The sequence below is a fragment of the Maritalea mobilis genome (assembly GCF_019800885.1).
GTDB classification, from domain to species: domain Bacteria; phylum Pseudomonadota; class Alphaproteobacteria; order Rhodobacterales; family Rhodobacteraceae; genus Roseibacterium; species Roseibacterium beibuensis.
The window spans coordinates 1670243-1695584 of sequence record NZ_JAHVKE010000001.1; the positions used below are offsets into that span (position 1 = coordinate 1670243).

Sequence of the window (25342 nt, forward strand, 5' to 3'; positions counted from 1 at the left end):
ACGTCAGAAGGGCAACCGACCCGACGCAAGGCTTGCATTGCCCGCCCCGCCCCGGTTTTCTACCATCTGGTCAACGCACGGACGGGGCCGCCCTCTACGCCGCATCGAGGGCCGGACGACCACCCCATCAGGGTAGCGCGGCGGAAGACATCCATGGCGATCCGCTTTCTGCTGAACGGCGAGGCACAGGTGGTCGAGGCCGCCCCCACGGTGACGCTGCTCGACTGGCTGCGCGAGGAACGGCACCTGACCGGCACCAAGGAAGGCTGCAACGAGGGCGATTGCGGCGCCTGCACGGTGATGGTGACGGATCAGGACGGGGCGCGCGCGCTGAACGCCTGCATCCTGTTTTTGCCGCAACTGGACGGCAAGGCCGTGCGCACGGTCGAAGGGCTTTCGGGGCCCGATGGCGACCTGCACCCGATGCAACAGGCGATGATCGACCATCACGGGTCGCAATGCGGGTTCTGCACGCCGGGGTTCGTCGTCTCGATGGCGACCGCGCATCTGAATGGGCGGACGGATCACGACGACCAACTGGCGGGGAACCTGTGCCGCTGCACAGGCTACGCTCCGATCATCCGTGCCGCCGAGGCCACCGAGGGCGCGCCGGTGCCCGCGTGGATGCACGAAGACCTGGCCGCACTGCCGGATGCGCCCGCGCCGGAAACGCCCTTCATTCCCCGGACCTCGGACGATCTGGCCGAGTGGTACGCGGCCAACCCCGATGCCACGCTGATCGCCGGGGCAACCGATGTGGGGCTGTGGGTGACAAAGGGTCTACGTGACCTGTCGCCCATCGCATTCCTGAACCAATGCGCCGATCTGAAGGGGATTGTTACCGATGGCGAAACAATCCGCGTCGGGGCAATGACCAGTGTGGCCGAGTTCGGAGCGTTCATCGCCGACCGGCATCCAAGCCTGGCCGAGATGATCCGCCGATACGGCTCGGTCCAGGTGCGCAATGCGGCGACGGTGGGGGGCAATATCGCCAATGGCTCGCCCATCGGGGACAGCCCACCAGCGCTGATCGCGCTAGGGGCGACGCTGCACCTGCGCAAAGGCGCGGCGCGGCGCAGCCTGCCGCTCGAAGAGTTCTTTATCGACTACGGCAAGCAGGACCGCGCGCCGGGGGAATTCGTCGAAGCGGTCAGCATCCCGGTCCAGCCCGACACGCTGCGGGTCTACAAGCTGTCGAAACGGTTCGATCAGGATATCTCCGCCGTCTGCGGTGCGTTCAACATCGTGGTCGAACGGGGCACGGTGACCTCGGCGCGCATCGCCTTCGGCGGCATGGCGGGGACGCCGAAACGCGCCGCCCGTGTCGAGGCCGCGCTGACCGGCCAACCCTGGACCGAGGCGACGATCGCCGCCGCCCTGCCCGCCTTCGCGCAGGATTACACCCCGATGAGCGACATGCGCGCCTCGGCCGCCTACCGGCTGGAAACGGCGCAGAACATGCTGCGGCGGGCCTTCCACGACAGCGCGGGCGTGCCCACCTCGGCGCTGGAGGTGCGGCCATGAGCGTGCACAAGCCCCTGCCCCATGACGCCGCCCGCCTGCATGTGACGGGCGCGGCGCGCTATGTCGATGACATCCCGACGCCTGCCGATTGCCTGCACCTGGCTTTTGGCCTGTCCACCGTGGCGAAGGGGCGGATCACGGCGCTGGATCTGGACGCGGTGCGGAGCGCCGAAGGGGTTGTCGCAGTCCTGTCTGCCGAGGACCTGAGCCCCAACCCCGATTGCAGCCCGTCCAACCATGACGAACCGCTGCTGTCCGACGGCACGATCCATTACGCGGGGCAGCCGATCTTCCTTGTCGCGGCGAGCTCTCACCTGCTGGCGCGCAAGGCGGCGGCGAAGGCGCGTGTCGAAATCGCGGAAGAGGCCCCCATCCTGACCATCGACGCGGCCATGGCCGCCGACAGCCGGTTCGAGGACGGGCCGCGCGTCTATGCCAAGGGCGACGTCGAGGCCGGGCTGGCCCGCGCCGTTCATGTCATCGAGGGCCGGATCGAGATGGGCGGGCAGGAGCATTTCTACCTCGAAGGGCAATCCGCCCTCGCCCTGCCGCAGGAAGGGGGCGACATGATCGTGCACTCTTCCTCGCAACACCCGACGGAAATCCAGCACAAGGTGGCCGATGCGTTGGGGATCCCGATGCATGGCGTGAGGGTCGAGGTGCGGCGCATGGGCGGCGGCTTTGGCGGCAAGGAAAGCCAGGGGAATCACCTCGCCATCGCCTGCGCGCTGGTGGCCGCGCGCACCGGGCGGCCCGCCAAGATGCGCTATGACCGCGACGACGATTTCGTCGTGACCGGCAAACGGCATGATGCGCGGATCGATTATCGCGCGGGGGTGGATGCCGAGGGGAAAATCACGGGGATCGACTTTACCCAGTATATCCGCTGCGGCTGGGCCATGGACCTGTCGCTGCCGGTGGCCGACCGCGCGATGCTGCATGCCGATAATGCTTATCTGCTGCCGGCGGCGCGGATCACCTCGCACCGGTTGAAGACCAACACGCAAAGCGCCACGGCCTTTCGCGGGTTTGGCGGGCCGCAGGGGATGGTGGGCATCGAGCGGGTGATGGACCATATCGCCCACAGCCTTGGCGTGGACCCGTTGGAACTGCGCCGCCTGAATTACTATGCGCCGGCCAAGGGCAGTGGACAGGACGGCGAAGCCGCCGTTGCGACGCCGGGCGGGCGGCTGGAGACCGCCGATCTGGCCGGGCGCGGCTCGGTCAAGGTCGAGACCGGCGCGGGTCATGCCACGCGCTTTGGCGGGGCGCATTCGCCGGTGCCCAGCACCGAGTTTGGCAATACCACGCCTTATGGCATGGAGGTCGAGGATTTCATCCTGCACCCGATGACCGAGGCGCTGGCCAAGGCGAGCGATTGGGACGGACGCCGCGCCCGGGTCGCCGCGTGGAACGCCGAGAACCCCGTGCTCAAGCGCGGGATCGCGATGACGCCGGTGAAATTCGGCATCTCCTTCACGCTGACCCATCTGAACCAGGCGGGCGCGCTGGTGCATGTCTACCAGGACGGCTCGATCCACATGAACCACGGCGGGACCGAGATGGGCCAAGGCCTGTTTCAGAAGGTGGCGCAGGTGGCCGCCGACCGGTTCGGCGTGGGGATCGACCGGGTCAAGATCACGGCCACCGATACGGGCAAGGTGCCCAACACTTCGGCCACGGCGGCCAGTTCCGGCAGCGATTTGAACGGCATGGCGGTCAAGGCCGCCTGCGACGAGATCAGGGGCCGCATCGCCGCTGTGGTGGCCGAGGAGTTGCAGGCCGACCCCGCCAGCGTGGTGTTCGAAGACGGGCAGGTGATCGCGGGCGGGGCCTCGATGCCGTTCGACGAGGCAGTGAAGCGTACCTACATGGCGCGCTTCAGCCTGTCGGCGACGGGGTTCTACAAGACCCCCAAGATCGCGTGGGACCGGATCAAGGGACAGGGGCGGCCGTTCTTCTATTTCGCCTATGGCGTCGCCTGTTCCGAGGTGGTGATCGACACGCTGACGGGCGAGAACCGGGTGCTGCGCACCGATATCCTGCATGACGCAGGCGCCTCGCTGAACCCGGCGCTGGATATCGGGCAGATCGAAGGCGGCTTCGTGCAGGGCGCGGGCTGGCTGACGATGGAGGAACTGGTGTGGGATGACGCGGGGCGGCTGCGCACGCATGCGCCCTCGACCTACAAGATCCCCGCCTGTTCCGACCGGCCCTGGGTGTTCAACGTCGCGCTCTGGCAGGATGAGAATCGCGAGGACACGATCTATCGCTCGAAGGCCGTGGGCGAGCCGCCCTTCATGCTGGGGATCAGCGTGTTTTCGGCCCTGGGCAACGCCTGTGCCGCCTGCGGCCCGAACTTCCCCGACCTGCAAGCCCCCGCCACGCCCGAGGCCGTTCTGGCCGCCGTCAAGCGGGCCAAGGGCACGGCGTGAGCGGCATCCGCGTCACGGTGACGGGCACGCGCGGCTCCGCCCCGCGCGAGGCGGGGGCGGCGATGCTCGTCTTTGCGGACCGCACCCTTGGCACCATCGGCGGCGGTGCGCTGGAATGGGAGGCGATGGAGACTGCCCGGCGCATGATCGCGGCGGGCGAGGTGCAGGCAGAGCGCACCATCGCGCTTGGCCCCGCGCTCGGGCAATGCTGCGGCGGGGCGGTGACGCTGCGTTTCGAGGCGGCCGAGGGGATCGCGCGGCCCGAGGGCACGCCGCTCTGGGTCTGGGGCGCGGGGCATGTGGGCCGCGCCATCGTCACGACGCTCGCCCCCCTGCCCGGCTTCAGCATCACCTGGATCGACACCGCGCCCGACCGCTTTCCCGATGACCTGCCCGACGGCGTCACGCGCCTGATTGCCGCCGAGCCGCCGCGTGCGATGGCCCATGCCCCGACCGGCGCGCATCACCTGATCCTGACCTACAGCCACGAGATCGACCTTGCGCTGTGCCATGCCGCGCTGACCCACGGGTTCGCAAGTTGCGGGGTGATCGGGTCGGCCACCAAATGGGCGCGCTTTCGCTCGCGGCTTGCCGCGCTGGGGCACGAAGATGCTGAAATTTCGCGCATTACCTGCCCGATTGGCGACCCGAGCCTTGGGAAACACCCCCAAGCCATTGCCGTTGGGGTCGCTGCAAGGCTACTGAAAGGGCAAATGCACAAGGATTCGGCAAAACTGCCGGACGGGGGACATCAGGGGACATGAAGGGACGCCACCTTTGAGCGCACTCCTTGAGATCAAGGGGCTGACCAAGGCCTATCCCGGCGTCGTCGCGAATGACGACGTGTCCTTTGCGATTCAACCGGGCGAGGTGCATGCGCTTCTGGGCGAGAACGGCGCGGGAAAATCCACGCTGGTCAAGATGATCTACGGGCTGGTGCGGCCCGATGCCGGGACGATGACGCTGAACGGGGCGGACTACACGCCAAGCGAACCGCGCGCCGCCCGCGCCTCGGGCGTGGCGATGGTGTTCCAGCATTTCAGCCTGTTCGAGGCGCTGAGCGTCGCCGAAAACATCGCATTGGGGATGGAAGACCCGCCCAAGCCCCGCGACCTCGCGCAGCGCATCCACGACGTCAGCCGGACCTATGGCCTGCCGCTCGACCCCGCGCGGCTGGTGGGCGACCTGAGCGCGGGCGAACGTCAGCGGGTCGAGATCATCCGCTGCCTGTTGCAGGACCCGAAACTCCTGATCATGGACGAACCGACCTCCGTGCTGACGCCGCAGGAGGTGGAAATCCTGTTTCACACCCTGCGCAAGCTGTCGGCGGAGGGGACGGCAATCCTTTATATCAGCCACAAACTGGAAGAGATCCGCACGCTTTGCGATGCCGCCACGATCCTGCGTCTGGGCAAGGTGGTGGGCGAATGCACACCGCGCGAGGTGTCGGCGGCGCAGATGGCCGAGATGATGGTCGGCAAGTCGCTGAGCCAGCCCGCACGTGACGAAGCAGAGCCGGGCGAGGTTTTGCTGACCGTGGCGGGCTTGTCGATGGAACCCGCCAGCCCCTTCGGTACACCGCTGCGCCATGTCGGGCTGGAGGTGCGCGCGGGCGAGGTGCTGGGCATCGGGGGCGTCGCGGGCAACGGGCAGGACGAATTGCTGGCCGCGCTGTCGGGCGAGCGCCGCAGCGCCCCGGGCGCGGTCGAATTCAAGGGCGCGCCCATCGGCGACACAGGCCCCGAGGCGCGGCGCAAGCTGGGGCTGCTTTGCGCCCCCGAGGAACGGCTGGGCCATGCCGCCGCGCCCGACATGAGCCTGACGGAAAACGCCGTGCTGACGGGACGCGTGCGCAAGGGGCTCGATCAGAACGGCTTCGTCGGCTGGGGCAAGGCCAAGGGCTTTGCCGAGGAGATCATCGCGCGCTTCGACGTGCGCACCCCTGGCCCCGACGTGGCCGCGCGCGCGCTGTCGGGCGGAAACCTTCAGAAATACGTCATTGGGCGCGAGATCTTGCAGGACCCCGACGTGCTGGTGGTGAACCAGCCCACCTGGGGTGTGGACGCCAGCGCCGCCGCCGCGATCCGGCAGGCGCTGCTGGACCTGGCGCAGAATGGTGCTGCGGTGATCGTCATCAGCCAGGACCTCGACGAGTTGCTGGAGATCTCGGACCGGTTCTGCGCGTTGAACGAAGGGCGGCTGTCGGCCCCGCGCCCGGCGCGTGGCCTGTCGATGGAAGAGATCGGCCTGATGTTGGGTGGCGCCCATGACATGCACGAGGTGGAGGCCGCCCAATGATCCGCCTTGAAAAACGCCCCACGCCCTCGCGCTTCTGGTCGCTGTCGACCCCGGTCATCGCGGTGATCCTGACCATGATCGCGGGCGGGCTGATGTTCGCCGCGCTTGGTCAGGACCCGGTCGAGGCGATCCGCGTGATCTTCTGGGACCCGTTGTTTCACCCGCAATTCGCCAGCTACTCGCGCCCGCAACTTCTGGTGAAGGCAGGGCCGCTGATCCTGATCGCCATCGGCCTGTCGCTGGGGTTCCGCGCGGGCATCTGGAACATCGGGGCCGAGGGGCAGTACATCATCGGCGCGATCTGCGGCGCGGCCTTCGGCCTTGCGCTTTACCCGTCCGAGAACATCCTGATCTTTCCCGGCATGGTGATCGTGGGCGCGCTTGGCGGATGGGCCTGGGCGATGATCCCCGGCATCCTGAAAACGCGGTTTCGCACCAATGAAATCCTCGTGTCGCTTTTGCTGGTCTACGTCGCCGAAGCGATCCTTGCCTCGGCCGCGACGAACTGGCTGCGCAACCCCGAGGCGCGGGGCTTTCCCGGCAGCCGGAACCTCGCCCGTCATCCCGGCACCGACAATCCCGAACTGATCGCGGGAACCGGGATGCACTGGGGCGTCGTCGCGGCCTTCATCGCCGTCATCGCGGCCTACGTGCTGCTGAACCGTCACGTACTGGGCTACCAGATCAAGCTGGCGGGCCAGGCCCCGCGCGCCGCCCGCTTCGCCGGGGTGGAGCCGACGCGGCTTGTGCTTTTGTGCCTCGGCGTCTCGGGCGCGCTGGCCGGGATGGCGGGCCTGTTCGAGGTGTCCGGCCCCGCGGGGCAGATCAGCATCGACTTCAATTCGGGCTACGGGTTCACCGCGATCATCGTGGCCTTCCTGGGCCGCCTGCATCCCGTGGGCATCCTGCTGGCGGGCCTGCTGATGGCGCTGACCTATATCGGCGGAGAACTGGCGCAGCTGATGCTGGGCGTGCCCGCCCCGGCGATCCAGGCCTTCCAGGGGATGCTACTGTTCTTCCTGCTCGCGCTCGACGTCCTGTCGAATTTCCGCATCCGGTTCGGCACGGGGAGGGCCGCGGCATGAGTATCGACCTCGTCGCCCTGACCGTGGCGCTGATCACCGTCTCCACCCCCGTCCTGCTGGCCGCGATCGGCGAGTTGGTGGTCGAGAAATCGGGTGTCCTGAACCTCGGCGTCGAGGGAATGATGATCACCGGGGCGGTCGTGGGCTTCGTCACGGCGGTCGAAACCGGATCGCCCACCCTGGCCTTCCTTGCCGGGATGGGCGGGGGCATGGCCCTGTCGCTGATCTTCGCCGTTCTGACGCAACTGTTGCTGTCGAACCAGGTGGCGACGGGCCTGGCGCTGACGCTGTTCGGCCTCGGCCTCTCGGCGCTTCTGGGCGTGGGCTATCCCGGCCAGACCCCACCGGTTGTGACCGATCCGTTCCCGGCTGCACTGGCCGAGATCCTGGTCGTGGGCCCGATCCTGTTCGGCCATTCGCTTGTCACTTACCTCTCCGTCCTGCTGGTCGCCGCCGTCTGGTACGTGCTGGCCTTCACCCGCACCGGCCTGATCCTGCGCGCGGTGGGTGAAAGCCATGAGGCGGCGCACGCGCTTGGCTACAAGGTCGTGCGCATCCGCATCCTCGCCATCCTGTTCGGTGGCGCCTGCGCGGGCCTTGGCGGGGCGTTCCTGTCGGTCGTCCGCGTGCAGAACTGGATCGAGGGGATGACGGCAGGCGCGGGCTGGATCGCGCTGGCGCTGGTCGTCTTTGCCAGCTGGAAACCGTGGCGCGTGCTGTTCGGCGCCTACCTGTTCGGCGGCATCGCGGCCCTGCAACTGCGCCTGCAAGCGGCCGAGATCGGCGTGCCCGTGGCGCTTCTGGATGCCTCGCCCTACCTCGTGACGATCATCGTCCTCGTCCTCATCTCGTCGGACCGCTCGCGCGCGGCGCTCAACGCGCCCGCAGCCCTGGGGCGCGTCTTTCACGCAAGCAGTTGACCGCGCAGATGGCGATCGTCTCTCCAAAAACGCGTTTGGTCTATTACGACGTGACGAAGGTCGGCAGCACCTCGATCAAGGAGTTGTTCTACCGGATCGAAACCGGCACTCCCTTCGTTCCAAGGCCCAACAAACTGCTCAAGCGTTTGCGCCAGCGCTTCCGCGGTCATGCCCCGATGTCGGCCTGGACAAATGTGCACAAGGTACCCTTCCTGCGGACCCACCCGTTCGATCCCGACCCCGAGGGCGCGGAGGGCTTTCACAAGTTCGCGGTTGTGCGCGACCCGATCGGGCGCTTTGTGTCGGCGTGGCGCGGCAAGATCGCCAACCGGGTTCACGGCAAGACCCATCCCGAACGGGCCGCGTTCCAGAAACTGGGGTTGCCCGCGGCACCCGATCTCGGAACGCTGATCGATCATATCGACAGTTATCGCGAGATAAGCCCCAACATCTTCATCCACACCACCCCGTTCACCTGGCACCTTGGCCCAAGTCTCGGGTTCTTCGACTCGATCCATCGGATCGACGCCATCTCCCCGCTCGAACGGCTGATCAGTGACCGCTTCGGCACGCCGGTAGCGATGCCGACCGCGAACAGTTCGCGCGCCCCGGCAAGCGATGCGCGGCTGACCCGGGCACAGATTGACCGATTGTGCCAGATTACCGAAGGCGACTACGTTCTGCTGCAAGACCATTACCGCGTCGAGGATGCGATCGACCGGCTGGAGTTGAAAGCTTGACCTCCGCGATACCAAGAGGCACGTCGTCATGAACGGGAGGCCGACCCGGAGTGCCCATGCACCGCAGCGACATCATCGAGATCCTCGACGGCACGCATCCGCGTGTCGGTCGCCGCGTCGCGCTTGTGCTCTATGCGCTGATCGTGATCTCGGCCGTGATCATCGCGCTGGAAACCCTGCCCGCCCTGTCGCCCGAGCTGCGGCAGGCCCTGCGCTGGGGCGAGGCCGTGATCCTCGCGCTCTTCGCGGTGGAATATGTCACGCGCCTGATCTGTTCGCCGCGCCCGCTGCATTACGCACTCAGCCCGTGGGGCATCATCGACTTCATCGCCATCGTCCCGGCGGTGGTGTTCCTGTTTCCCGACCTTGTCACGGTCCGCTCGCTGCGCCTGTTGCGGCTTGTGCGGCTGCTCAAGCTTTTCAAGGCGAACCGGGCGCTCGACCGCATCGCGCGCGCCTTCGAGCAGACAAAGGCCGAGCTTCTGATCTTCAGCTTCATCTCGACCGTGATCCTGTACCTGGCCGCCGTCGGCATCTACCATTTCGAGCGCGAGGCGCAGCCCGAGTTCTTCGGCTCGATTCCCGCAAGCCTGTGGTGGGCGCTGTCGACGCTGACCACGGTGGGCTATGGCGATGTCTACCCCGTCACGACGGGCGGGCGCATCTTCACGGGCTGCGTCCTGCTGATCGGCCTTGGCGTCGTGGCCGTGCCTGCGGGCCTGATCACCGTCGCCCTGATCGAACAGACGCACGAGGAACAGGCGCCCGAGCCGTCCGAGACACGTTACACCGAAATCCCGAAATCCAACATGGAGGATGATCTGACATGAAATCTATCACCAAGCTTCTGGCCAGCGCAGCGCTGGCCACCGCGACCCTTGCGGGCGCGGCCACCGCACAGGACGACCCGTTCCAGGTCGGCTTCATCTATGTCGGCTCGGTCGGCGATCTGGGCTGGACCTACGAGCATGACCAGGGCCGCCTCGCCGTAGAGGAGCATTTCGGCGACGCCGTCGAAACCGTCTATCTCGAGAACGTGCCCGAGGGTGCGGATGCCGAGCGCGCCATCACCCAGATGATCCTTGGTGGCGCCGACATGGTCTTCACCACATCCTTTGGCTACATGGACCCGACCAACGCGGTCGCGGCCCAATTTCCCGATGTGTATTTCGAGCACGCCACCGGCTACCGCCGCGACACGCCGAACGTTTCGACCTACTCGGCCCGCTTCTACGAGGGGCGCGCGGTGATCGGCCATATCGCCGGCCACATGACCGAAAGCAACATCATCGGCTACATCGGCTCCTACCCGATCCCCGAGGTGATCCGCGGCATCAACTCGGCCTTCCTGCATGCGCGTGAAGTGAACCCCGATGTCGAGATGCGCGTCGTCTGGGCCTATACCTGGTTCGATCCCGCCGCCGAGGCCGACGCGGCCCAGGCGCTGATCGACGCGGGTGCCGACGTGATCATGCAGCACACCGACTCCACCGCGCCGCAGACGGTCGCACAAGAGGCCGGCATCATCTCCTTCGGCCAGGCCTCGGACATGTACCAGTTCGCCCCCGCGCCGCGCGTGGCGTCGATCATCGACAACTGGGCGCCCTATTACATCGCCCGCGTCGAAGCGGCGATGAACGGCACCTGGGAATCGATGGACACCTGGGACGGCATCGGCCCGGGCATGGTTGAAATCGGCGAGATGACCGACGCCATCCCCGAAGAAGTCCGCGCCTCGGCCACCGAGATGATGGAGGCGATCGCAGCAGGCGAGTACCACCCCTTCACCGGCCCGATCAATCGCCAGGACGGCACCGCGTGGCTGGCCGAAGGCGAAGTGGCCGATGACGGCACGCTGGCCGGCATGGATTTCTACGTCGAAGGCCTGACGGGCGAAATCCCGAACTGATCGCCAACGCGAAGCGACACGATCCGAAAGGCCCGCGCCCGACGCGGGCCTTTCCCGTTTCCGGGGATGCGTGCCGGCCCCCGATCCGCGCCCTCCCTGCCCCATCTTTATCCTTCAAATATGCATCGGCGCGACAGCGCCGGCGCCACGGGGGGCTCGATGCCCCGCGTGGCGCGCCGCCTGCCCCTTGCAACGGCGCACGACCCGTGCAACCACACCGAAATGGTTTATGATTTCATCGTTATCGGCGGCGGTATTGCCGGCACCTCGGCCGGCGCGCGCCTCTCGGAATTCGGTCGTGTCCTCCTGCTCGAAGCAGAGTCGGCACTCGCCTACCATGCCTCGGGGCGGTCGGCCGCCCTCTACGAGGCGAATTACGGGCATCCCGTCACCATCGCGCTCAACGAGGCCTCGCGCCATGACCACCAGACGCTCGATGGCGGGCTGCTGTCGCCGCGCGGGCTGATGCTCCTGGCCGGACCCGGAGAAGAGGGGCGGTTCGAACGCGATCGCGAGACGATGGAACTGCCGGAGATCGCGGTGGACAAGGCCTGCGAGATGGTTCCGATCCTCGACCCGTCCCATGTGCGGCGCGCCGCACATCACGCGGATGCCTGGGATGTCGACACTGATCGGATGATCCAGGTTTTCGCCCGCCAGATCCGCGCCAACGGGGGCACGGTGCAGACCGGTGCGCGCGTCAGCGCCATCGCCCGGGTCCGCAGGACCTGGCAGGTCAGCGTGGGCGACACGGTCCACGAGGGCAGGAAGCTCGTGAACGCTGCCGGGGCCTGGGCCGACCAAGTCGCCACCATGGCCGGGATCGGGGCGATCGGACTGAAACCGCTGCGCCGCTCGATGGCGCGCATGCCTGCGCCGGGCGGCCACGATGTCTCGGGCTGGCCGATGCTGCTGGGCACCGGCGAAAGCTGGTACGCCAAGCCGGATGCCGGCGCGTGGATCGTCTCGCCCGGCGAGGAAGACCCGGTGGACGAGCCCCATGACGCCTGGCCCGACGACATGGTGTTGGCCGAGGGCATCGCCCGCTATCAACCTTTCGTCACCGAGGAGGTCACGCGCCTGTCCTCAAGTTGGGCGGGCCTGCGCACCTTCGCGCCCGACCGCTGCCTGGTGATCGGGCCGGAGCCCGGACGCCACGATTTCCTTTGGTTTGCAGGGCAAGGCGGCTACGGCTTCCAGACGGCGCCCGCCGCCAGCCGCCTGCTCTCGGAACTGGTTTCGGGCAGCGCGCCCAGCCTCGGGCCCGAACTTGTCGCGGCGCTCTCCCCGGCAAGATTGCGCCCGGTCGGGAATCCCCGCGCTTGAAGACCGCCCCCAAGCGGATACCTTTGCCCGTGACATCCGACTCAAGGGAGACACCCATGACCACCCGCCTGATCCTCGCCTCGGCCGTTGCCCTGGCCCTGCCCATGGCCGCCAGTGCCCAATCCGCGCTGGAGCGGATGGAAGCCATGTCGGAAACCATGACCGAGATGACCTATACTGCGCTGGTCGCCGAGATCCCGGCGCTGCAAGGCAACCTGCCCTCGGCCGAATGGGACGCCGAGATGCGGGCGGCGGGCGAATGCATCCTCGACGGCGTCGAGGATGAGGTGGGCGAAGACGGCGTCAATGAGATGCTCGACAACATGGAGGCTGCCATGGCCACCGCCACGCCCGAGGGCCTGATGCAGGGCACGTTCCAACCGGCGCTGCCCGACGGCATCACGGACCAGCAGATGCAGGCCATCTCGAACGAATGCGGCATGGTCGAGATCATGATGATGCGCATGGCCGAGTCCGGCGCCATGTCGATCATGATGGAAAGCGGTCAGTAAGGCCGACCCATGACCAGCGAGCGACCTGCACCGGGCGAACAGCCCGGTGCCGCAGGCACGGGCGATGCGCGGCTGTCCGCACCCTCGGCGCTGCGCAACCGGGATGCGATCCTCGACCACCTGCCGCGTTTCGCACCGGAGCGCGGCCGCGCCCTGGAGATCGCCTCGGGCACGGGCGAGCATATCGTGCGCTTCGCCGCCGCGACCCCCGGCCTGACATGGCAACCGACCGAACCCGACGCGGCCCGGCGGGCCTCGATCACAGCCTGGGCCGAGGCGGAAGGCGTGGCGAACATCCTGCCGCCCCTCGACCTTGATGCCGCGCGCCCCGGCTGGGGGGCCGAGATCGGGCCGATCGACTTCCTGTTCCTGTCGAACCTTCTGCACCTGATCTCAACCGAGGCGGCGGAAGCTGTGCTGTCCGGCATCGCCGAGGCGCTCGGGCCCAGCGGCGTGGCGCTGATCTACGGCCCCTTCCTGCGCGATGGCGAAGCCACCAGTGAGGGGGACGCGGCCTTTGACGCGCAACTGCGGGCGCAGGACCCGGCCATCGGGTACAAGGACGTGCTTTGGGTGCTGTCGCACCTGGTCGATCGCGGGTTGCGCGTGATCGAGACGGTGCGGATGCCCGCCAACAACCTGCTTCTTGCGGTCGAACGCGTTTGACACTGGTCAAAGTTGACGGGGCAACGGGCTGTTAGAGCCCGACCATCCTTATCCTTTTGTGATGGAGTCCCCCAAGATGACATGGACCGACAAGGCCAAAGACATGCGCAACGACCTGCGCGCGCTGAACCGCACGATTCCCGACGCGACCAAGGGGTTCGGCACCCTGTCGAAGGCGGTCAAGGACGGCGGCGTTCTCGACGTCAAGACCAAGGAATTCGTGGCGCTTGGCATCTCGATCGCGGTGCGCTGCGAGCCCTGCATCATTTTCCATGTCGAGGCGGCGATCAACGCGGGCACGACGCGCGAGGAACTGGGCGACGTCCTCGCCATGGCGGTGCAGATGGGCGGCGGCCCGTCGCTCATGTATGCCGCCAAGGCCCTGTCGGTCTATGACGAGATGACGGGCGCCGAGTGAGGCGACCGGCCTGCCCGGGCCGCGGGGGGGAGGCAGCCGCCGGGCGGGACGTAACGCAAGGAAACCGTTCGCATTTACCGGCGCGTCCCGTATGGTCGCGCCGGAATTGTTTCTTGATGGGTTTTCAGCATGACCGGGTCCGAACCGTTTGCCCCCGAAGGCTTATTCTCCGTTCTCGAAGGCGCGGACGCGCTGGCGCGGCTTGAGCGCGAAGCGGTGCCGCGTGGCACGCGCCTGATCGCCGAAGGCACCGACGCAGACGCGATGTACCTGGTCGAAACCGGACGCTTCCGCGTCTCGCGCGAAGGGGTGGACCTGGCCGAGATCGGCGCAGGCGGTGTGCTGGGCGAGATCGCGTTCTTTACCGGCCAGCCGCGCAGCGCGGATGTCATCGCCGCGCGCGACTCGGTCGTCGTGCGGGTCAGCCGCGCGGCCTATGACGCGCTCTGCTCCGAGACGCCCGGCCTGCAACACGCGATCAGCGCGGAACTGGCCCGGCGTCTGGCAGCGACCTCGACGCGGGTCGTGCCCGATCCGGGGCGACCGCCCGCGCGCACCTTCTGCATCGTGCCCTCGGCCCATGCACCGCTGCCCGACCGTTTCGTACCCGACCTTGCCGCCGCCATCGGGCGGTTCCACAAGGTCGCCACGGTGACCGAGGCCGAGTTCACCGCCGCGTTCGGGCCGGGGGCCGACCCCGCCAGCCCGGAGGCCATCGCTTGGCTCAACGCGCAGGAACGGGCGGCGGACCTTGTCCTTTTCGTCGCCTCGCCCGAGGCCGAGGCCTGGTCCCGCGCCGCCGTGAAACAGGCCGATCAGGTGATCTTCGTCGCGCAGGCCATCCGTTACCAGGGCCCGTCCGAGCTGGAGGCGCTGGCGCTGGAGCTGTTGCCCGAAGCGCAGCGCCGGCTGGTGCTGATCCATCCGCACCGCTCGCAAAGCGCCAAGGGCACCGGGCGGTGGTTGGATTCGCGCCCTGTCTTCCTGCACCACCATGTCGCGCTGACGGGCGACGGCGAAGACCTGAGGCGGCTGGCGCGCTTCCTGGCGGGTCAGGCCATCGGCATGGTCCTGTCGGGAGGCGGCGCCTTTGGCGTGGCGCATGTGGGCATCTGGCGCGCCATGCGCGAGATCGGTCTGCCCGTCGATATCGTGGGCGGCACCTCGATCGGGTCGGCCATGGCAGGGGCCATCGCGCTTGGGGTTCCGCCCGAGGAAATCGGGCCGCGGATCGAGGACATCTTCGTCAAGTCCGGCGCCATGCGCCGCGTGACCGTGCCGAGATACGCGTTCCTCGATCACAAGGTGCTGGATGCCGCCCTGCAGGAGCATTACGGCGACGAGCCGATCGAAGACCTCTGGCTGCCCTATTACGCCGTAGCCGCCGATCTGTCGGCCATGGACAAAATCGACATCCGCCGTGGCCCCCTGTGGGAGGCGGTGCGCGCCTCCTCGGCCATTCCCGGCGTGCTGCCTGCATTTTTCAATGCCGAGGGCGAGATGCTGGTCGATGGCGGCTGCATCGACAACATGCCGTTCCGAACGATGCATTCGCTCAAGACCGGCCCGAATATCGTGTCGAACGTGCAGAAGGAAACCGGCACGCGCTACCACGTCGACTACGCGAAACTGCCGGGGCGCGCGGAACTGGTGAAACGCACGGTGAACCCGTTTTCCAAAAGGGGCGCACCGCGCGCGCCCGGCGTGATCTCGACCGTGATGCGCAGTCTTCTGGTGGGTCAGGCCGACATGCTCAAGGCGATGAACCCCACCGACCTGATGATCCGGCCGCCCGGCCTGAAAGGCGCGGGCTTCCTCGCGTGGAACCAGCACAGGCTGTTCTACGAGATGGCCTACAAGCACGCCGTCGAAACCTTTGCGGCGCTCGACAAGGAAGGCGACCCGGCCTTTGCCGCGTTGAAGGCGGCCGCAGGCTGAGCCGGGTCAGACGAGGAAGAAAAGAAGCCCGCAGCTGATCGTCAGGACCAGCGTCAGGGGAATGCCCTGGCGACGTTCGGCACGGCTGCTGCTGAGGGCATTCGCCACGAAGGACATCGCGAAAAGGACGGCGAACGCCCCAAGCGCCGGGCGCAGCACCACCTGCGGCAGGCTCATTTGCGCGATGTCGCCCACTTGCAGGGCGACCGCGACCCCGAACACGGACAAGAGCGCGACAATCATGCTGCCGACGCGCAGCGCGGGTGGGAGCACGCGATGCGTTCCGCCCCAGGCCATGTTGCCCCAAGGCGTGCCCAGGGCCAGCGCGATCTGGAACAGCGCCAGCCAGCCAAAGCCCGCGAGGGCGAAATACGCGATGATCGTCACCATACCGCCCGCTTAGCACGGGCGGCATGGGCGCAACATGCGACCGTCAGCCGTCCTTGCGGATCGTGGCGTTGCTCGGGTCGTAAGGGCTGTCCTCGACCACCTCGGCATCCCACAGCTGGTCGAACATCCGCACTCGCAGTTTGGTGCCGACCTCGGCGAGGTCGGGCCGGACATAGCCCATGCCGATGGACTTGCCGAAGGCGACCGAGTAGCCGCCCGAGGTCAGGCGACCCACCTTGGTGTCGCCGTCGTAAAGCGCCTCGCGCCCCCACGGATCGGCATCCTCGGGTCCGTCGATCAGGAGCGTGACGCATTTCGAGCGGATGCCCTTGTCCAGCATCGCGGCCTTGCCGTTGAACTCCTTGTCGAGGTCGACGAAGCGATCAAGCCCGGCTTCGAGCGGCGTGGCGTCCCGGCCCAGCTCGGTGCCGAAGGCGCGGTAGGATTTTTCCTGCCGCAGCCAGTTCTGCGCGCGGGCGCCCACGGGTTTCAGCGCATGCTTCTCACCGGCCAGCATCAGCTGGTCCCACAGGTAATTCTGCATCTCGATCGGGTGGTGCAACTCCCACCCCAATTCGCCGGTATAGGCGACGCGGATGGCGCGGACCGGGCACATGCCCAGCTCGATGTTGCGCATGGACAGCCACGGGAAGCGCTTGTTCGACAGCACGGTGTCCGGCTGCGCATCCTTGACCAGCTCGTTCAGGACGTCGCGCGTTTTCGGACCGGCGATGGCGAAGACGCCCCATTGGGTCGTGACGTCGTGGATATCGACCCAGCCGCCGCCCGCGCCCATGAAATCCTCGGCCGCCTTCTTCAGAAAATCGGCGTCATAGGCCGTCCATGCGCCCGCCGACACGCAGTAATATTCATTCTCGGCCAGACGAACGATGGTGTATTCGGTGCGCGTCGTGCCGGCATCGGTCAGCGCGTAGGTCAGGTTGATCCGCCCGACCTTGGGCAGCTTGTTGCAGGTGAAGCGGTCAAGAAACTCCGTCGCGCCGGGGCCGCGCACGAGGTGCTTGGTGAAGGCGGTGGCGTCGATCAGGCCGACACCATTGCGGATCGCCTCGGCCTCGGACTTGGCATAGTCCCACCAGCCGCCGCGACGGAAGCTGCGCGTGTCGTGATCGAAGCCCTTGGGCGCATCCTTGGGACCATAGTAGTTGGGCCGTTCCCAGCCGTTCACGCATCCGAACTGCGCCCCCATCGCGCGCTGGCGTTCATAGGCCGGCGCGGTGCGCAACGGGCGGCAGGCCTCGCGCTCCTCGTCGGGGTGGTGGAGGATGTAGACGTGTTCGTAGGCTTCCTCGTTCTTGCGCGCGCCATATTCGGTCGTCATCCAGTCGCCGTAGCGCTTGGGATCGAGGCTGGCCATGTCGATCTCGGCCTCGCCCTCGACCATCATCTGGGCAAGGTAGTAGCCGGTGCCGCCGGCCGCCGTGATGCCGAAGCTGAACCCCTCGGCCAGCCACATGTTGCGCAACCCCGGCGCGGGGCCGACCAGCGGGTTGCCGTCAGGGGTGTAGCAGATCGGGCCGTTATAGTCGTCCTTCAGACCCACCTCTTCCGAGGACGGCAGGCGGTGGATCATGCTCATGTATTCCTCTTCGATCCGCTCAAGGTCGAGCGGGAAGAGATCGGCGCGGAAACTGTCGGGCACCTCGTAGAGGAAGCGCGCGGGCGCGTTGCGCTCGTAAGGGCCGAGGATCCAGCCGCCGCGTTCCTCGCGCACGTACCACTTGGCGTCGGCATCGCGCAGAACCGGGTGCTCGGGGTTGCCGTCCTTGCGGTAGGCGACAAGCGCGGGGTCGGGTTCGGTCACGATGAACTGGTGCTCGACCGGGATCGCGGGGATCTTGATGCCCAGCATCCGCGCGGTGCGCTGCGCGTGGTTGCCGGTGGCGGTGACGACATGCTCGGCCTCGATCACGACGGTTTCCTCGGTCGGGATCAGGTTGCCGCCCTTCTCGCCCATCTTGGTGCAGGTGACCTTCCAGTGATCGCCCGCCCACGCGTAGCCATCGACCTGCCACTTGCGCTCGATCATCACGCCACGCTGGCGCGCGCCCTTCGCCATGGCCATCGTGACATCGGCCGGATTGATGTAGCCATCGGTGGGGTGATAGATCGCGCCCTTCAGATCCTCGGTGCGGACCAGCGGCCAGCGCTCCTTGATCTGGGCGGGGGTCATCCACTCGTAGGGGATGCCGACCGTCTCGGCGGTCGAGGCATAGAGCATGTATTCATCCATGCGGTCCTGCGTCTGCGCCATGCGCAGGTTGCCCACCACGGCGAAGCCCGCGTTCAGGCCGGTTTCCTCCTCCAGCGTCTTGTAGAATTTGACGCTGTAGTCGTGGATGTGGCTGGTCGCGTAGGACATGTTGAACAGCGGCAGAAGCCCCGCGGCATGCCAGGTGCTGCCGGAGGTCAGCTCATCACGTTCCAGAAGCATCACATCGTCCCAGCCCGCGCGGGCGAGGTGATAGGCGATCGAGGTGCCGACGGCACCGCCGCCGACGACAAGGGCTTTGACTTGGGTTTTCATGAACGCGTCTCCCGCCATTCCGTATTTGCCGCGACTTTGGCGGATTGCGCCAGAAAGGAGCAAGTCACGACGACCATTCGCGGCGCGAAACCGACTCTGCGACGCAGCAACGCCCCTAGGGCTGCCAGAAGCCGCGGCCCATATAATGATGCAGCTGCGTAACCCAGGCCGCCGGCGGTACGTCCAGAATGGATGTCACCAGGAAGATCACGAAAAGCGCCAGAAAAACACCGCCTTCCAGCCAGTGCCCACGGCTCTGCCCCGCAACCCCGAAGACAAGGGTTCGGATCACCGAGAAATGCAGCAGGATATGCCAAAGGCCAGCCAAGACAAAAAGGAGCGAAAAGACGAAGTGCACCCGATACCACGCTGCGATGTCGATCCCGAGGAAGGACCACGCAAGTCCCGACCCGAACATGGCGCGCGGCTGGACGAATAGGATCAGGCCACTCGCCGCCATCCCGACAAAAGACAGCCCCGCCGCAAACACAGCACTGCTGCGCCGGGAAGGGTGCGGCGTCTTTTTCCGTCGCTGCGCGTGGTTCGCCCGGTCCATGGCTCTCTTCCTTGCCGTGCCATCATGCCCGCCGCACCACGCGGCGGGCATGATCGAGGTCAAGACGGAAAGACGAAGTGGGCCGGGACGGCGCGGACTTCAGAGCATGCTCGGCACGACCATGTCGGGCGGGCGGTGCCCGTCAGCGAAGGTCTTGATGTTAATCAGAACCTTCTCGCCCATCTCGGCCCGCCCCTCGCGGGTGGCCGAGCCCATATGCGGCAAGAGCACCACGTTGGGCAATTCGCGCAGGCGGGGGTTCACCTCGCGGCCCTTTTCGAACACGTCGAGGCCCGCGCCCGCGATGTCGCCCGCGCGCAGCATGCGCGTCAGCGCGTTCTCGTCGATCACCTCGCCGCGCGAGGTGTTCACGATCACCGCCTCGGGCTTCATCAGCTTCAGCCGCCGCGCGTTCATCAGGTGGAAGGTCGAGGGCGTGTGCGGGCAGTTGACCGAGATCACGTCCATCCGCGCGATCATCTGGTCGAGGCTTTCCCAGTAGGTCGCCTCAAGATTGCTCTCGATCTCCTCGTGGAGGCGGCGGCGATTGTGGTAATGCACCTGCATTCCGAACGCCTGCGCGCGGCGCGCCACGGCCTGCCCGATCCGGCCCATGCCGAGAATGCCCAAACGTTTGCCGGCCACGCGACCGCCCATGAAGGCGGTGGGCGACCAGCCCTGCCAATTGCCCGACTGCATGACCGCCATGCCCTCGGGCACGCGGCGCAGCACCGACAGGATCAGCGCCATCACCATGTCAGCAGTGTCATCGGTCATCACGCCGGGCGTGTTCGACACGAGAATGCCGCGCTGGCGCGCCGTGGCCACGTCGATATGGTCTACGCCAGCGCCGTAATTCGCGATCATCTTTAGCCGTTCACCCGCCTGCCCCAGCATTCCGCCGTCGATGCGGTCAGCGATGCAAGGCACCAGGATATCGGCCCGGTTCATGGCCGAGACCAGCTCGGCCTTGCTCATCGGGTGGTCGTCCTCGTTCAACTCGACGTCGAACAATTCCTTCATCCGCGTCTCGACCGCCTCGGGCAACCGTCGCGTAACGACAACACTCAAGCGCTGACCTGGCATTCGATCCCTTCCTTCGCTGGCAATCCGCCCTGTCCCGTGACACTCTCCGATCCATCGGAATGGCGCAAGGCGTCAGCCCGGCACCGCGACAAAAGCGGCAAGAAAAAATACGACGGAACGGTGCGGAACCCGCGACAGAACGGGTCCGCGCATTGGAGGCAGAGCGTGACAGGATTCCCCAGGAAGGCCGTGATGGGCCTCGTCTTTCTGTTGAGCCTTACCGCCAGCGCCGTGTCGCTGGCCCAGCAATCGGGTGAGGGAGAGGCGCGCCGCCTGCCGCCCGCGCTGCACCCCGCCCCCCGCCCCGAGATCGTCCAGGCCGCGGCCGAGGCCACCGCCCCCGCCGCGCGCGCTACGCCTCAGCGGACCGGCCCGGTCACCGGCTTTCCGCTGCCCCGCTTCGTCTCCATGGGCGCGTCCGAGGGCAACGCCCGCCGCGGCCCGTCACGCAGCCATCGCATCGACTGGGTATTCCAGCGCCGCGACATGCCGGTGATGATCGTGGCCGAGCACGGCCATTGGCGCCGTGTGGTGGATCGCGACGGGGCCGGCGGCTGGATGCATTACTCGCTTCTGTCCGGTGTGCGCACCGCGATCGTCGAGGAAGACATGCTGCCGCTTCACGCCCGCCCCGACCCGGCCAGCCCCGTGCGCGCCCGCGCCGAGCTTGGCGTGATCGGACGTCTGCGCGAATGCCAGCCCGACTGGTGCCTGATGGAAGTCGCCGGCTATCGCGGCTGGGTCCGCAGCGCCGCGCTTTGGGGCGTCGAGCCGGGCGAAACCTTCGAGTGAGGAGCGCGACACGACGGCGGTCACAACCGCGTCAACCCGTCTCGACTTTGGCCGCGCATTTGGCCACGTGGAGATCATGACGACACTCCGTGCACTCCTCATGCTGGCGTTGGCCGTGCTTCTCTTGCCGTGGGGGGCTTATACGGGCGCAGCCGCCGAACGAAGGCCCGATGTTGTGGTCTCAGCGAGCGCCGGGCCAGAGACATTCCCCGCCGAGGTCGTCTCGCTGACATCAACGAAACACTGCCGCACAGCAGTTCTGCCCGGCGCGCCCTGCGGGTCCGATATTCTGCCTGCCGATGACATCGCGCTGCGCGATACCCCCTCGCGCACCCAAAGCCCTGGCCTCGGGGGTGACCCGACGGTCAAGGGCCGCAGCATGTCTCCCCCACGGTCCCCGCCCCGTCTGTCCTGATCCGACCACCGGCGCTCCGCGCCTGTTTCCGTCAGATCGAAGGACCACATCATGTTGACCCGTCGAAGCTTCACGTTCCTCTCCTTGGCGAGCGGCCTGACTGCCTGTAAGCAACCGCAGGACAACGCCGTCACCCGCGCCGAAAGCGTCTCGGCCGTTCCACCACCACCGCCTATGCCGGATTTCTACGGCGCCATCACCGACGAGCCTTTCCCCGTCCCCGCAATCCCACCCGGCAGCGTGCGGCCCGAGTTGTGGCGCCAGGAGGTCGCGAACCCCTGGCCCGACCGTGTGCGCGGCACGATCGTCGTCGATCCGGATGCAAGGTTGCTGTTCTTTCTCCAAGGCCCAGACCGCGCGATGCGCTACGGTGTCAGCGTGGGCGCGCAAGGGTTTTCCTGGAGCGGCACGGCCCGGCTGCAATTCCGCCGCGAATGGCCGCGCTGGAACGTGCCCGAGAGCATGATCGAGCGACAGCCCGAGCTGGAACCCTATTCGGTGGCGAATGGCGGGATGGACCCGGGCCCCGGCAACCCGATGGGGGCCCGCGCCCTCTACCTGTTCCAGAACGGAGAAGACACGCTTTACCGCATCCATGGCGGCGCCACACCCGAGGGGTTGGGACAAGCCGTGTCCTCGGGCTGTATCCGCATGCTGGATCAAGACGCGATCGACCTGCATGACCGCGCCATACACGGCGCGGACGTGATCGTCTTTCCCTCGATACAGGCCAGCGACGCCCCGCCGCTCTACTGACGCGGTCCCGCCCCGATCTGTCGGTCGGGGCGGCGCAATCCTCAGGCCGCGTCCAGCAGACCCCGCCCCTTGAGCAGGGCCTCGACCCCCGGCATCCGACCGCGGAACGCGGTATAGAGAGCATCTGCCTCGGCCGAGCCGCCGGCGGACAGGACATGCTGTTCCAATTTGGCGGCAAGGGTTGCGTCGAACGGATCGCCGACCTCTTCGAAGGCGGCGAAGGCGTCGGCGTCCATCACCTCGGACCACATGTAGCTGTAATAACCCGAGGAATAACCGTCGCCCGCGAAGACATGGGCGAAATGCGGCGTGGCATGGCGCATCCCGATCGCGTGCGGCATCCCGATCCGCGCAAGGGTGTCGGCCTGCGCCGCTATCGGGTCGGCGGGCGCGGCGCCATCATGGAAATCGAGATCGACCAGCGCGGAGGCCACATACTCGACCGTCTGGAACCCCATGTCATAGGTCTGTGCCGCCAGCAGGCGATCCAGCAACTCCCGCGGCATGGCCTCGCCCGTCTTGGCGTGGCGGGCGTGTTTTTCCAGCACTTCGGGCACCTCCAGCCAGTGTTCGTAAAGCTGGCTGGGCAGTTCCACGAAATCGCGCGCGACGCTGGTGCCGCTGATCGAGGCATAGGTCACGTCCGACAGCATCTGGTGCAGCGCGTGGCCGAACTCGTGGAACAGCGTGCGCGCGTCGTCGTAGGACAGAAGCGCCGGGTCGCCCTTGGCAAAGTTGCACACGTTCACCACGATGGGCCGCACCTCGCCGCCCAGTTTCTTCTGGCTGCGCATGGCCGAGCACCACGCACCCGAGCGCTTGGAGCCGCGCGCGAAATAGTCGCCGATGAACACGGCCATGTGCCGCCCGTCACGCGTGACCTCCCAGGCCCGTGCATCGGGGTGATAGAGCGTGACGTCGAGCGGCCGGAACTCCAGCCCGAACAGGCGGGTCGCGCAATCGAAGGCGGCGTCGATCATCGCGTCGAGTTGGAAATAGGGCTTCAACTCCGCCTCATCGAGGTCATGCTCGGCCAGTCGCCGTTTCTCGGCGTAGTAGCGCCAATCCCACGGCTCCAGCGGACCGTTCACGCCATCCTCGGCCATCATCTTCGCCAGCACATCCGCATCGGCCTCGGCCGCGGACTTGGCGGGCGACCAGACGGCCATCAGCAGGTCGCGCACCGCCTCGGGCGTGCCGGCCATCTCGGTTTCCAGCTTGTAGGCCGCGAAGCTCTCGTAGCCGAGCAGCTTGGCGCGTTCGTCGCGAAGCGCGAGGACCTCGGTCGCGATGCCCCGGTTGTCGGTCTCACCGCCGTTCATCCCGCGCGCGGCCCAGGCGCGATAGGCCGTCTCGCGCAGGTCGCGTCGGGGCGAGAATTGCAGGAACGGCACGATCAGCGACCGCGACAGCGTCACGACCGGGCCATTCGCGCCCTTCTCCTCGCCCGCCGCACGCGCGGCGCTGACCACGAAATCGGGCAGGCCTTCGAGGTCTTCTTCGGCAAGCTCCATGAACCATCCCGCCTCGTCGGCCAGCAGGTTCTGCGTGAACTCAGTCCCAAGCACGGACAGGCGGCTTTTGACCTCGGTCAGCCGTTCCCGCGCCGCGCCTTCCAGCGCGGCGCCCGAACGAACAAACCCGCGATGGGTCAGGTAGAGGACGCGCATCTGCTCGGCGCTCAAGCCCAGGGTATCGCGCCGCTGCCAGAGGTCGTCGATCCGGCGGAACAACGCCTCGTTGTTCACGATCTCCGAGGAATAGGCCGAGAGTTTCGGCGCGAACGCGCGCTGCAATTCCTGGCGTTTGGGGTTCGAATCCGACCCGGCCAGGTTGAAGAACACCCCCGCCACCCGGTCGAGCGTTGCATCGGCCAGTTCCAGCGCCTCGATCGTGTTGGCGAAGGTGGGCGGCTCGGGTGCCTCGGCAATCGCGCGGATCGCGGCGCGCCCGTCCTCCAGCGCGGCCTCCATGGCCGGGCCGAAATGCGCATCCTCGATCTTGTCGAAGGGCGGCAGGTCGAACGGCGTGTTCCAGTTTTCAAGCAGCAGGTTGGTCATGGGGACATCCTCGGTTGCGTTTCACCAGACATAGGCCACCCCGCCCCCGGCTGCGAGACGGGCGGCGAAAAATCCAGCCGATGCCACCGGGCGCCCAAGGCGCGACGGGGGGTCAAGACCCCCGGCGCGCCTGCCCCCCTCCCTCGCGCAAACGCCGCTCCAACCGGCGCAGCAGCAGCGACAGGGTCACCGTCATCGTCAGGTAGATCAGCGCGACCACGTTATAGGTCTCGAAATAGCGAAAGTTCGACGCTGCCGTGACCTTGCCCAGTTGCGTCACGTCGAGGACGCCCAGGACCGAGACCAGTGAACTGTCCTTCACCATGGCGACGAAATCATTGCCCAGCGGCGGCAGGATCGTGCGGATCGCCTGCGGAAAGACGATATGCCGGAACCGCTGCCAGCGGTTCAGGCCCAGCGCCTGTGCGGCCTCGATCTGGCCGGGATCGACGGATTGCAGGCCCGCGCGGAACACCTCGGCGATGAAGGCGGAATAGCCGATCGCAAGGGCGATGATCGCCCGCCAGAGGAGCGGGAAATCCCGCGTGCGGATCGTGGCCCAACCGATCTCCTCGGCCAGCCAGTTATAGCCCGCCACCAGTGCAGGCGCGAAAACGAAGGCGACGTAGAGCAGCAGAACCAGGATCGGGATGCCGCGCACCACCTCGATGTAGAACCGCGCCACCTGCCGGAGCAGCAGCGCCCGCGACAGGCTCATCACCGCCATCAAAAGGCCCATGGCCGAGGCCATCGCGAACCCCACCAACGTCACCATGATGGTGATCAGGATGCCCCGGCGCAGCGTGTCCAGCACCTGCAGGTACATCTCGTCGGTCGCGATGCGCCACGCGGCCACGCCGCCCAGCAGCGCAAGCGCCACCAGCCACCACGGAAAGTCACGGTCGGGGGGAGAGGTCGGGATCATCGGGCAATGAAAACGCCGGCCCGCGCGGGACCGGCGCCTTTGT

At 67.0% G+C, this 25342-nt stretch carries 22 protein-coding genes; 16 read left to right on the top strand and 6 right to left on the bottom strand.

Annotated features, from left to right (window positions below; genetic code table 11):
* Positions 1-153 precede the first annotated feature (153 nt).
* The 14 genes from xdhA to KUV65_RS08160 all read left to right on the top strand — a co-directional run bounded on the left by xdhA (position 154) and on the right by KUV65_RS08160 (position 15771).
* Positions 154-1524, top strand: a complete 1371-nt coding sequence (gene xdhA, locus KUV65_RS08095) for a xanthine dehydrogenase small subunit (protein WP_222189254.1) — start codon at positions 154-156, stop codon at positions 1522-1524.
* Positions 1521-3959 (top strand): xanthine dehydrogenase molybdopterin binding subunit, encoded by a 2439-nt coding sequence (gene xdhB / locus KUV65_RS08100; RefSeq protein ID WP_222189256.1) that lies wholly within the window; start codon positions 1521-1523, stop codon positions 3957-3959. The genes xdhA and xdhB overlap by 4 nt, the downstream gene beginning before the upstream one ends.
* Positions 3956-4723 carry a xanthine dehydrogenase accessory protein XdhC gene (gene xdhC, locus KUV65_RS08105; protein ID WP_222189258.1) on the top strand — a complete coding sequence of 256 codons (768 nt, stop codon included), beginning with the start codon at positions 3956-3958 and terminating at the stop codon, positions 4721-4723. Before xdhB ends, xdhC begins: the two co-directional genes overlap by 4 nt.
* Positions 4724-4736: 13 nt before the next feature.
* Positions 4737-6257, top strand: coding sequence for an ABC transporter ATP-binding protein (locus tag KUV65_RS08110; protein WP_222189260.1), 1521 nt, complete (start codon positions 4737-4739; stop codon positions 6255-6257).
* Positions 6254-7342: an ABC transporter permease gene (locus tag KUV65_RS08115; protein WP_222189262.1), complete on the top strand. Its 1089-nt coding sequence runs from the start codon at positions 6254-6256 to the stop codon at positions 7340-7342. Before KUV65_RS08110 ends, KUV65_RS08115 begins: the two co-directional genes overlap by 4 nt.
* Positions 7339-8262, top strand: coding sequence for an ABC transporter permease (locus KUV65_RS08120; RefSeq protein ID WP_222189264.1), 924 nt, complete (start codon positions 7339-7341; stop codon positions 8260-8262). Before KUV65_RS08115 ends, KUV65_RS08120 begins: the two co-directional genes overlap by 4 nt.
* Complete coding sequence (locus KUV65_RS08125; protein ID WP_222189266.1) at positions 8259-9002, top strand: sulfotransferase family 2 domain-containing protein; 744 nt, start codon at positions 8259-8261, stop codon at positions 9000-9002. The genes KUV65_RS08120 and KUV65_RS08125 overlap by 4 nt, the downstream gene beginning before the upstream one ends.
* A 56-nt stretch (positions 9003-9058) precedes the next feature.
* Complete coding sequence (locus tag KUV65_RS08130; protein WP_222189276.1) at positions 9059-9832, top strand: ion transporter; 774 nt, start codon at positions 9059-9061, stop codon at positions 9830-9832.
* A complete protein-coding gene (locus tag KUV65_RS08135) occupies positions 9829-10911 on the top strand; it encodes a BMP family ABC transporter substrate-binding protein (RefSeq protein WP_222189278.1) in 1083 nt (360 codons plus the stop codon). Before KUV65_RS08130 ends, KUV65_RS08135 begins: the two co-directional genes overlap by 4 nt.
* A gap of 222 nt (positions 10912-11133) precedes the next feature.
* Positions 11134-12237 (top strand): NAD(P)/FAD-dependent oxidoreductase, encoded by a 1104-nt coding sequence (locus tag KUV65_RS08140; protein WP_222189280.1) that lies wholly within the window; start codon positions 11134-11136, stop codon positions 12235-12237.
* 56 nt (positions 12238-12293) lie between these two features.
* A complete protein-coding gene (locus KUV65_RS08145; RefSeq protein WP_222189282.1) occupies positions 12294-12749 on the top strand; it encodes a hypothetical protein in 456 nt (151 codons plus the stop codon).
* Positions 12750-12758: 9 nt separating this feature from the next.
* The gene (locus KUV65_RS08150; RefSeq protein ID WP_222189284.1) at positions 12759-13415 is read left to right on the top strand and encodes a DUF938 domain-containing protein; all 657 of its coding nucleotides are present in this window, start codon (positions 12759-12761) and stop codon (positions 13413-13415) included.
* A 76-nt stretch (positions 13416-13491) separates the two neighbouring features.
* Positions 13492-13833: a carboxymuconolactone decarboxylase family protein gene (locus KUV65_RS08155; protein WP_222189286.1), complete on the top strand. Its 342-nt coding sequence runs from the start codon at positions 13492-13494 to the stop codon at positions 13831-13833.
* Positions 13834-13962: 129 nt separating this feature from the next.
* On the top strand, positions 13963-15771 hold the full coding sequence (locus KUV65_RS08160; RefSeq protein WP_222189288.1) for a patatin-like phospholipase family protein: 1809 nt from the start codon (positions 13963-13965) through the stop codon (positions 15769-15771).
* Between the two features lie 6 nt (positions 15772-15777).
* Here the strand turns inward: KUV65_RS08160 and KUV65_RS08165 are convergent, their stop codons facing one another.
* The 4 genes from KUV65_RS08165 to KUV65_RS08180 all read right to left on the bottom strand — a co-directional run bounded on the left by KUV65_RS08165 (position 15778) and on the right by KUV65_RS08180 (position 20351).
* The gene (locus KUV65_RS08165) at positions 15778-16161 is read right to left on the bottom strand and encodes a hypothetical protein (RefSeq protein ID WP_222189290.1); all 384 of its coding nucleotides are present in this window, start codon (positions 16159-16161) and stop codon (positions 15778-15780) included.
* Positions 16162-16204: 43 nt separating this feature from the next.
* Entirely contained in the window at positions 16205-18709 is a 2505-nt protein-coding gene (locus KUV65_RS08170) for a GcvT family protein (RefSeq protein ID WP_222189292.1), read from the bottom strand.
* A 115-nt stretch (positions 18710-18824) separates the two neighbouring features.
* A complete protein-coding gene (locus KUV65_RS08175) occupies positions 18825-19265 on the bottom strand; it encodes a DUF4405 domain-containing protein (protein WP_222189294.1) in 441 nt (146 codons plus the stop codon).
* A gap of 99 nt (positions 19266-19364) precedes the next feature.
* Entirely contained in the window at positions 19365-20351 is a 987-nt protein-coding gene (locus tag KUV65_RS08180) for a 2-hydroxyacid dehydrogenase (protein ID WP_222189296.1), read from the bottom strand.
* Positions 20352-20543: 192 nt separating this feature from the next.
* On the opposite strand from KUV65_RS08180, the gene KUV65_RS08185 reads away from it, so the two are divergent.
* Positions 20544-21143 (top strand): SH3 domain-containing protein, encoded by a 600-nt coding sequence (locus KUV65_RS08185; RefSeq protein ID WP_222189298.1) that lies wholly within the window; start codon positions 20544-20546, stop codon positions 21141-21143.
* Between the two features lie 466 nt (positions 21144-21609).
* Positions 21610-22314 (top strand): L,D-transpeptidase, encoded by a 705-nt coding sequence (locus KUV65_RS08190; RefSeq protein ID WP_222189300.1) that lies wholly within the window; start codon positions 21610-21612, stop codon positions 22312-22314.
* A gap of 41 nt (positions 22315-22355) precedes the next feature.
* Here KUV65_RS08190 and KUV65_RS08195 read toward each other — a convergent pair whose 3' ends face one another.
* Complete coding sequence (locus KUV65_RS08195) at positions 22356-24374, bottom strand: M3 family metallopeptidase (RefSeq protein WP_222189302.1); 2019 nt, start codon at positions 24372-24374, stop codon at positions 22356-22358.
* 112 nt (positions 24375-24486) lie between these two features.
* Positions 24487-25299, bottom strand: a complete 813-nt coding sequence (locus KUV65_RS08200) for an amino acid ABC transporter permease (protein ID WP_222189304.1) — start codon at positions 25297-25299, stop codon at positions 24487-24489.
* Positions 25300-25342: the final 43 nt, after the last annotated feature.

Coding starts and splice junctions, on each gene's coding strand:
- xdhA (WP_222189254.1), top strand. CDS start 154: ATGGCGATCCGCTTTCTGCTGAACGGCGAGGCACAGGTGGTCGAGGCC.
- xdhB (WP_222189256.1), top strand. CDS start 1,521: ATGAGCGTGCACAAGCCCCTGCCCCATGACGCCGCCCGCCTGCATGTG.
- KUV65_RS08115 (WP_222189262.1), top strand. CDS start 6,254: ATGATCCGCCTTGAAAAACGCCCCACGCCCTCGCGCTTCTGGTCGCTG.
- KUV65_RS08120 (WP_222189264.1), top strand. CDS start 7,339: ATGAGTATCGACCTCGTCGCCCTGACCGTGGCGCTGATCACCGTCTCC.
- KUV65_RS08130 (WP_222189276.1), top strand. CDS start 9,059: ATGCACCGCAGCGACATCATCGAGATCCTCGACGGCACGCATCCGCGT.
- KUV65_RS08135 (WP_222189278.1), top strand. CDS start 9,829: ATGAAATCTATCACCAAGCTTCTGGCCAGCGCAGCGCTGGCCACCGCG.
- KUV65_RS08140 (WP_222189280.1), top strand. CDS start 11,134: ATGGTTTATGATTTCATCGTTATCGGCGGCGGTATTGCCGGCACCTCG.
- KUV65_RS08145 (WP_222189282.1), top strand. CDS start 12,294: ATGACCACCCGCCTGATCCTCGCCTCGGCCGTTGCCCTGGCCCTGCCC.
- KUV65_RS08150 (WP_222189284.1), top strand. CDS start 12,759: ATGACCAGCGAGCGACCTGCACCGGGCGAACAGCCCGGTGCCGCAGGC.
- KUV65_RS08155 (WP_222189286.1), top strand. CDS start 13,492: ATGACATGGACCGACAAGGCCAAAGACATGCGCAACGACCTGCGCGCG.
- KUV65_RS08160 (WP_222189288.1), top strand. CDS start 13,963: ATGACCGGGTCCGAACCGTTTGCCCCCGAAGGCTTATTCTCCGTTCTC.
- KUV65_RS08165 (WP_222189290.1), bottom strand. CDS start 16,161: ATGGTGACGATCATCGCGTATTTCGCCCTCGCGGGCTTTGGCTGGCTG.
- KUV65_RS08170 (WP_222189292.1), bottom strand. CDS start 18,709: ATGAAAACCCAAGTCAAAGCCCTTGTCGTCGGCGGCGGTGCCGTCGGC.
- KUV65_RS08175 (WP_222189294.1), bottom strand. CDS start 19,265: ATGGACCGGGCGAACCACGCGCAGCGACGGAAAAAGACGCCGCACCCT.
- KUV65_RS08180 (WP_222189296.1), bottom strand. CDS start 20,351: ATGCCAGGTCAGCGCTTGAGTGTTGTCGTTACGCGACGGTTGCCCGAG.
- KUV65_RS08185 (WP_222189298.1), top strand. CDS start 20,544: ATGGGCCTCGTCTTTCTGTTGAGCCTTACCGCCAGCGCCGTGTCGCTG.
- KUV65_RS08190 (WP_222189300.1), top strand. CDS start 21,610: ATGTTGACCCGTCGAAGCTTCACGTTCCTCTCCTTGGCGAGCGGCCTG.
- KUV65_RS08195 (WP_222189302.1), bottom strand. CDS start 24,374: ATGACCAACCTGCTGCTTGAAAACTGGAACACGCCGTTCGACCTGCCG.
- KUV65_RS08200 (WP_222189304.1), bottom strand. CDS start 25,299: ATGATCCCGACCTCTCCCCCCGACCGTGACTTTCCGTGGTGGCTGGTG.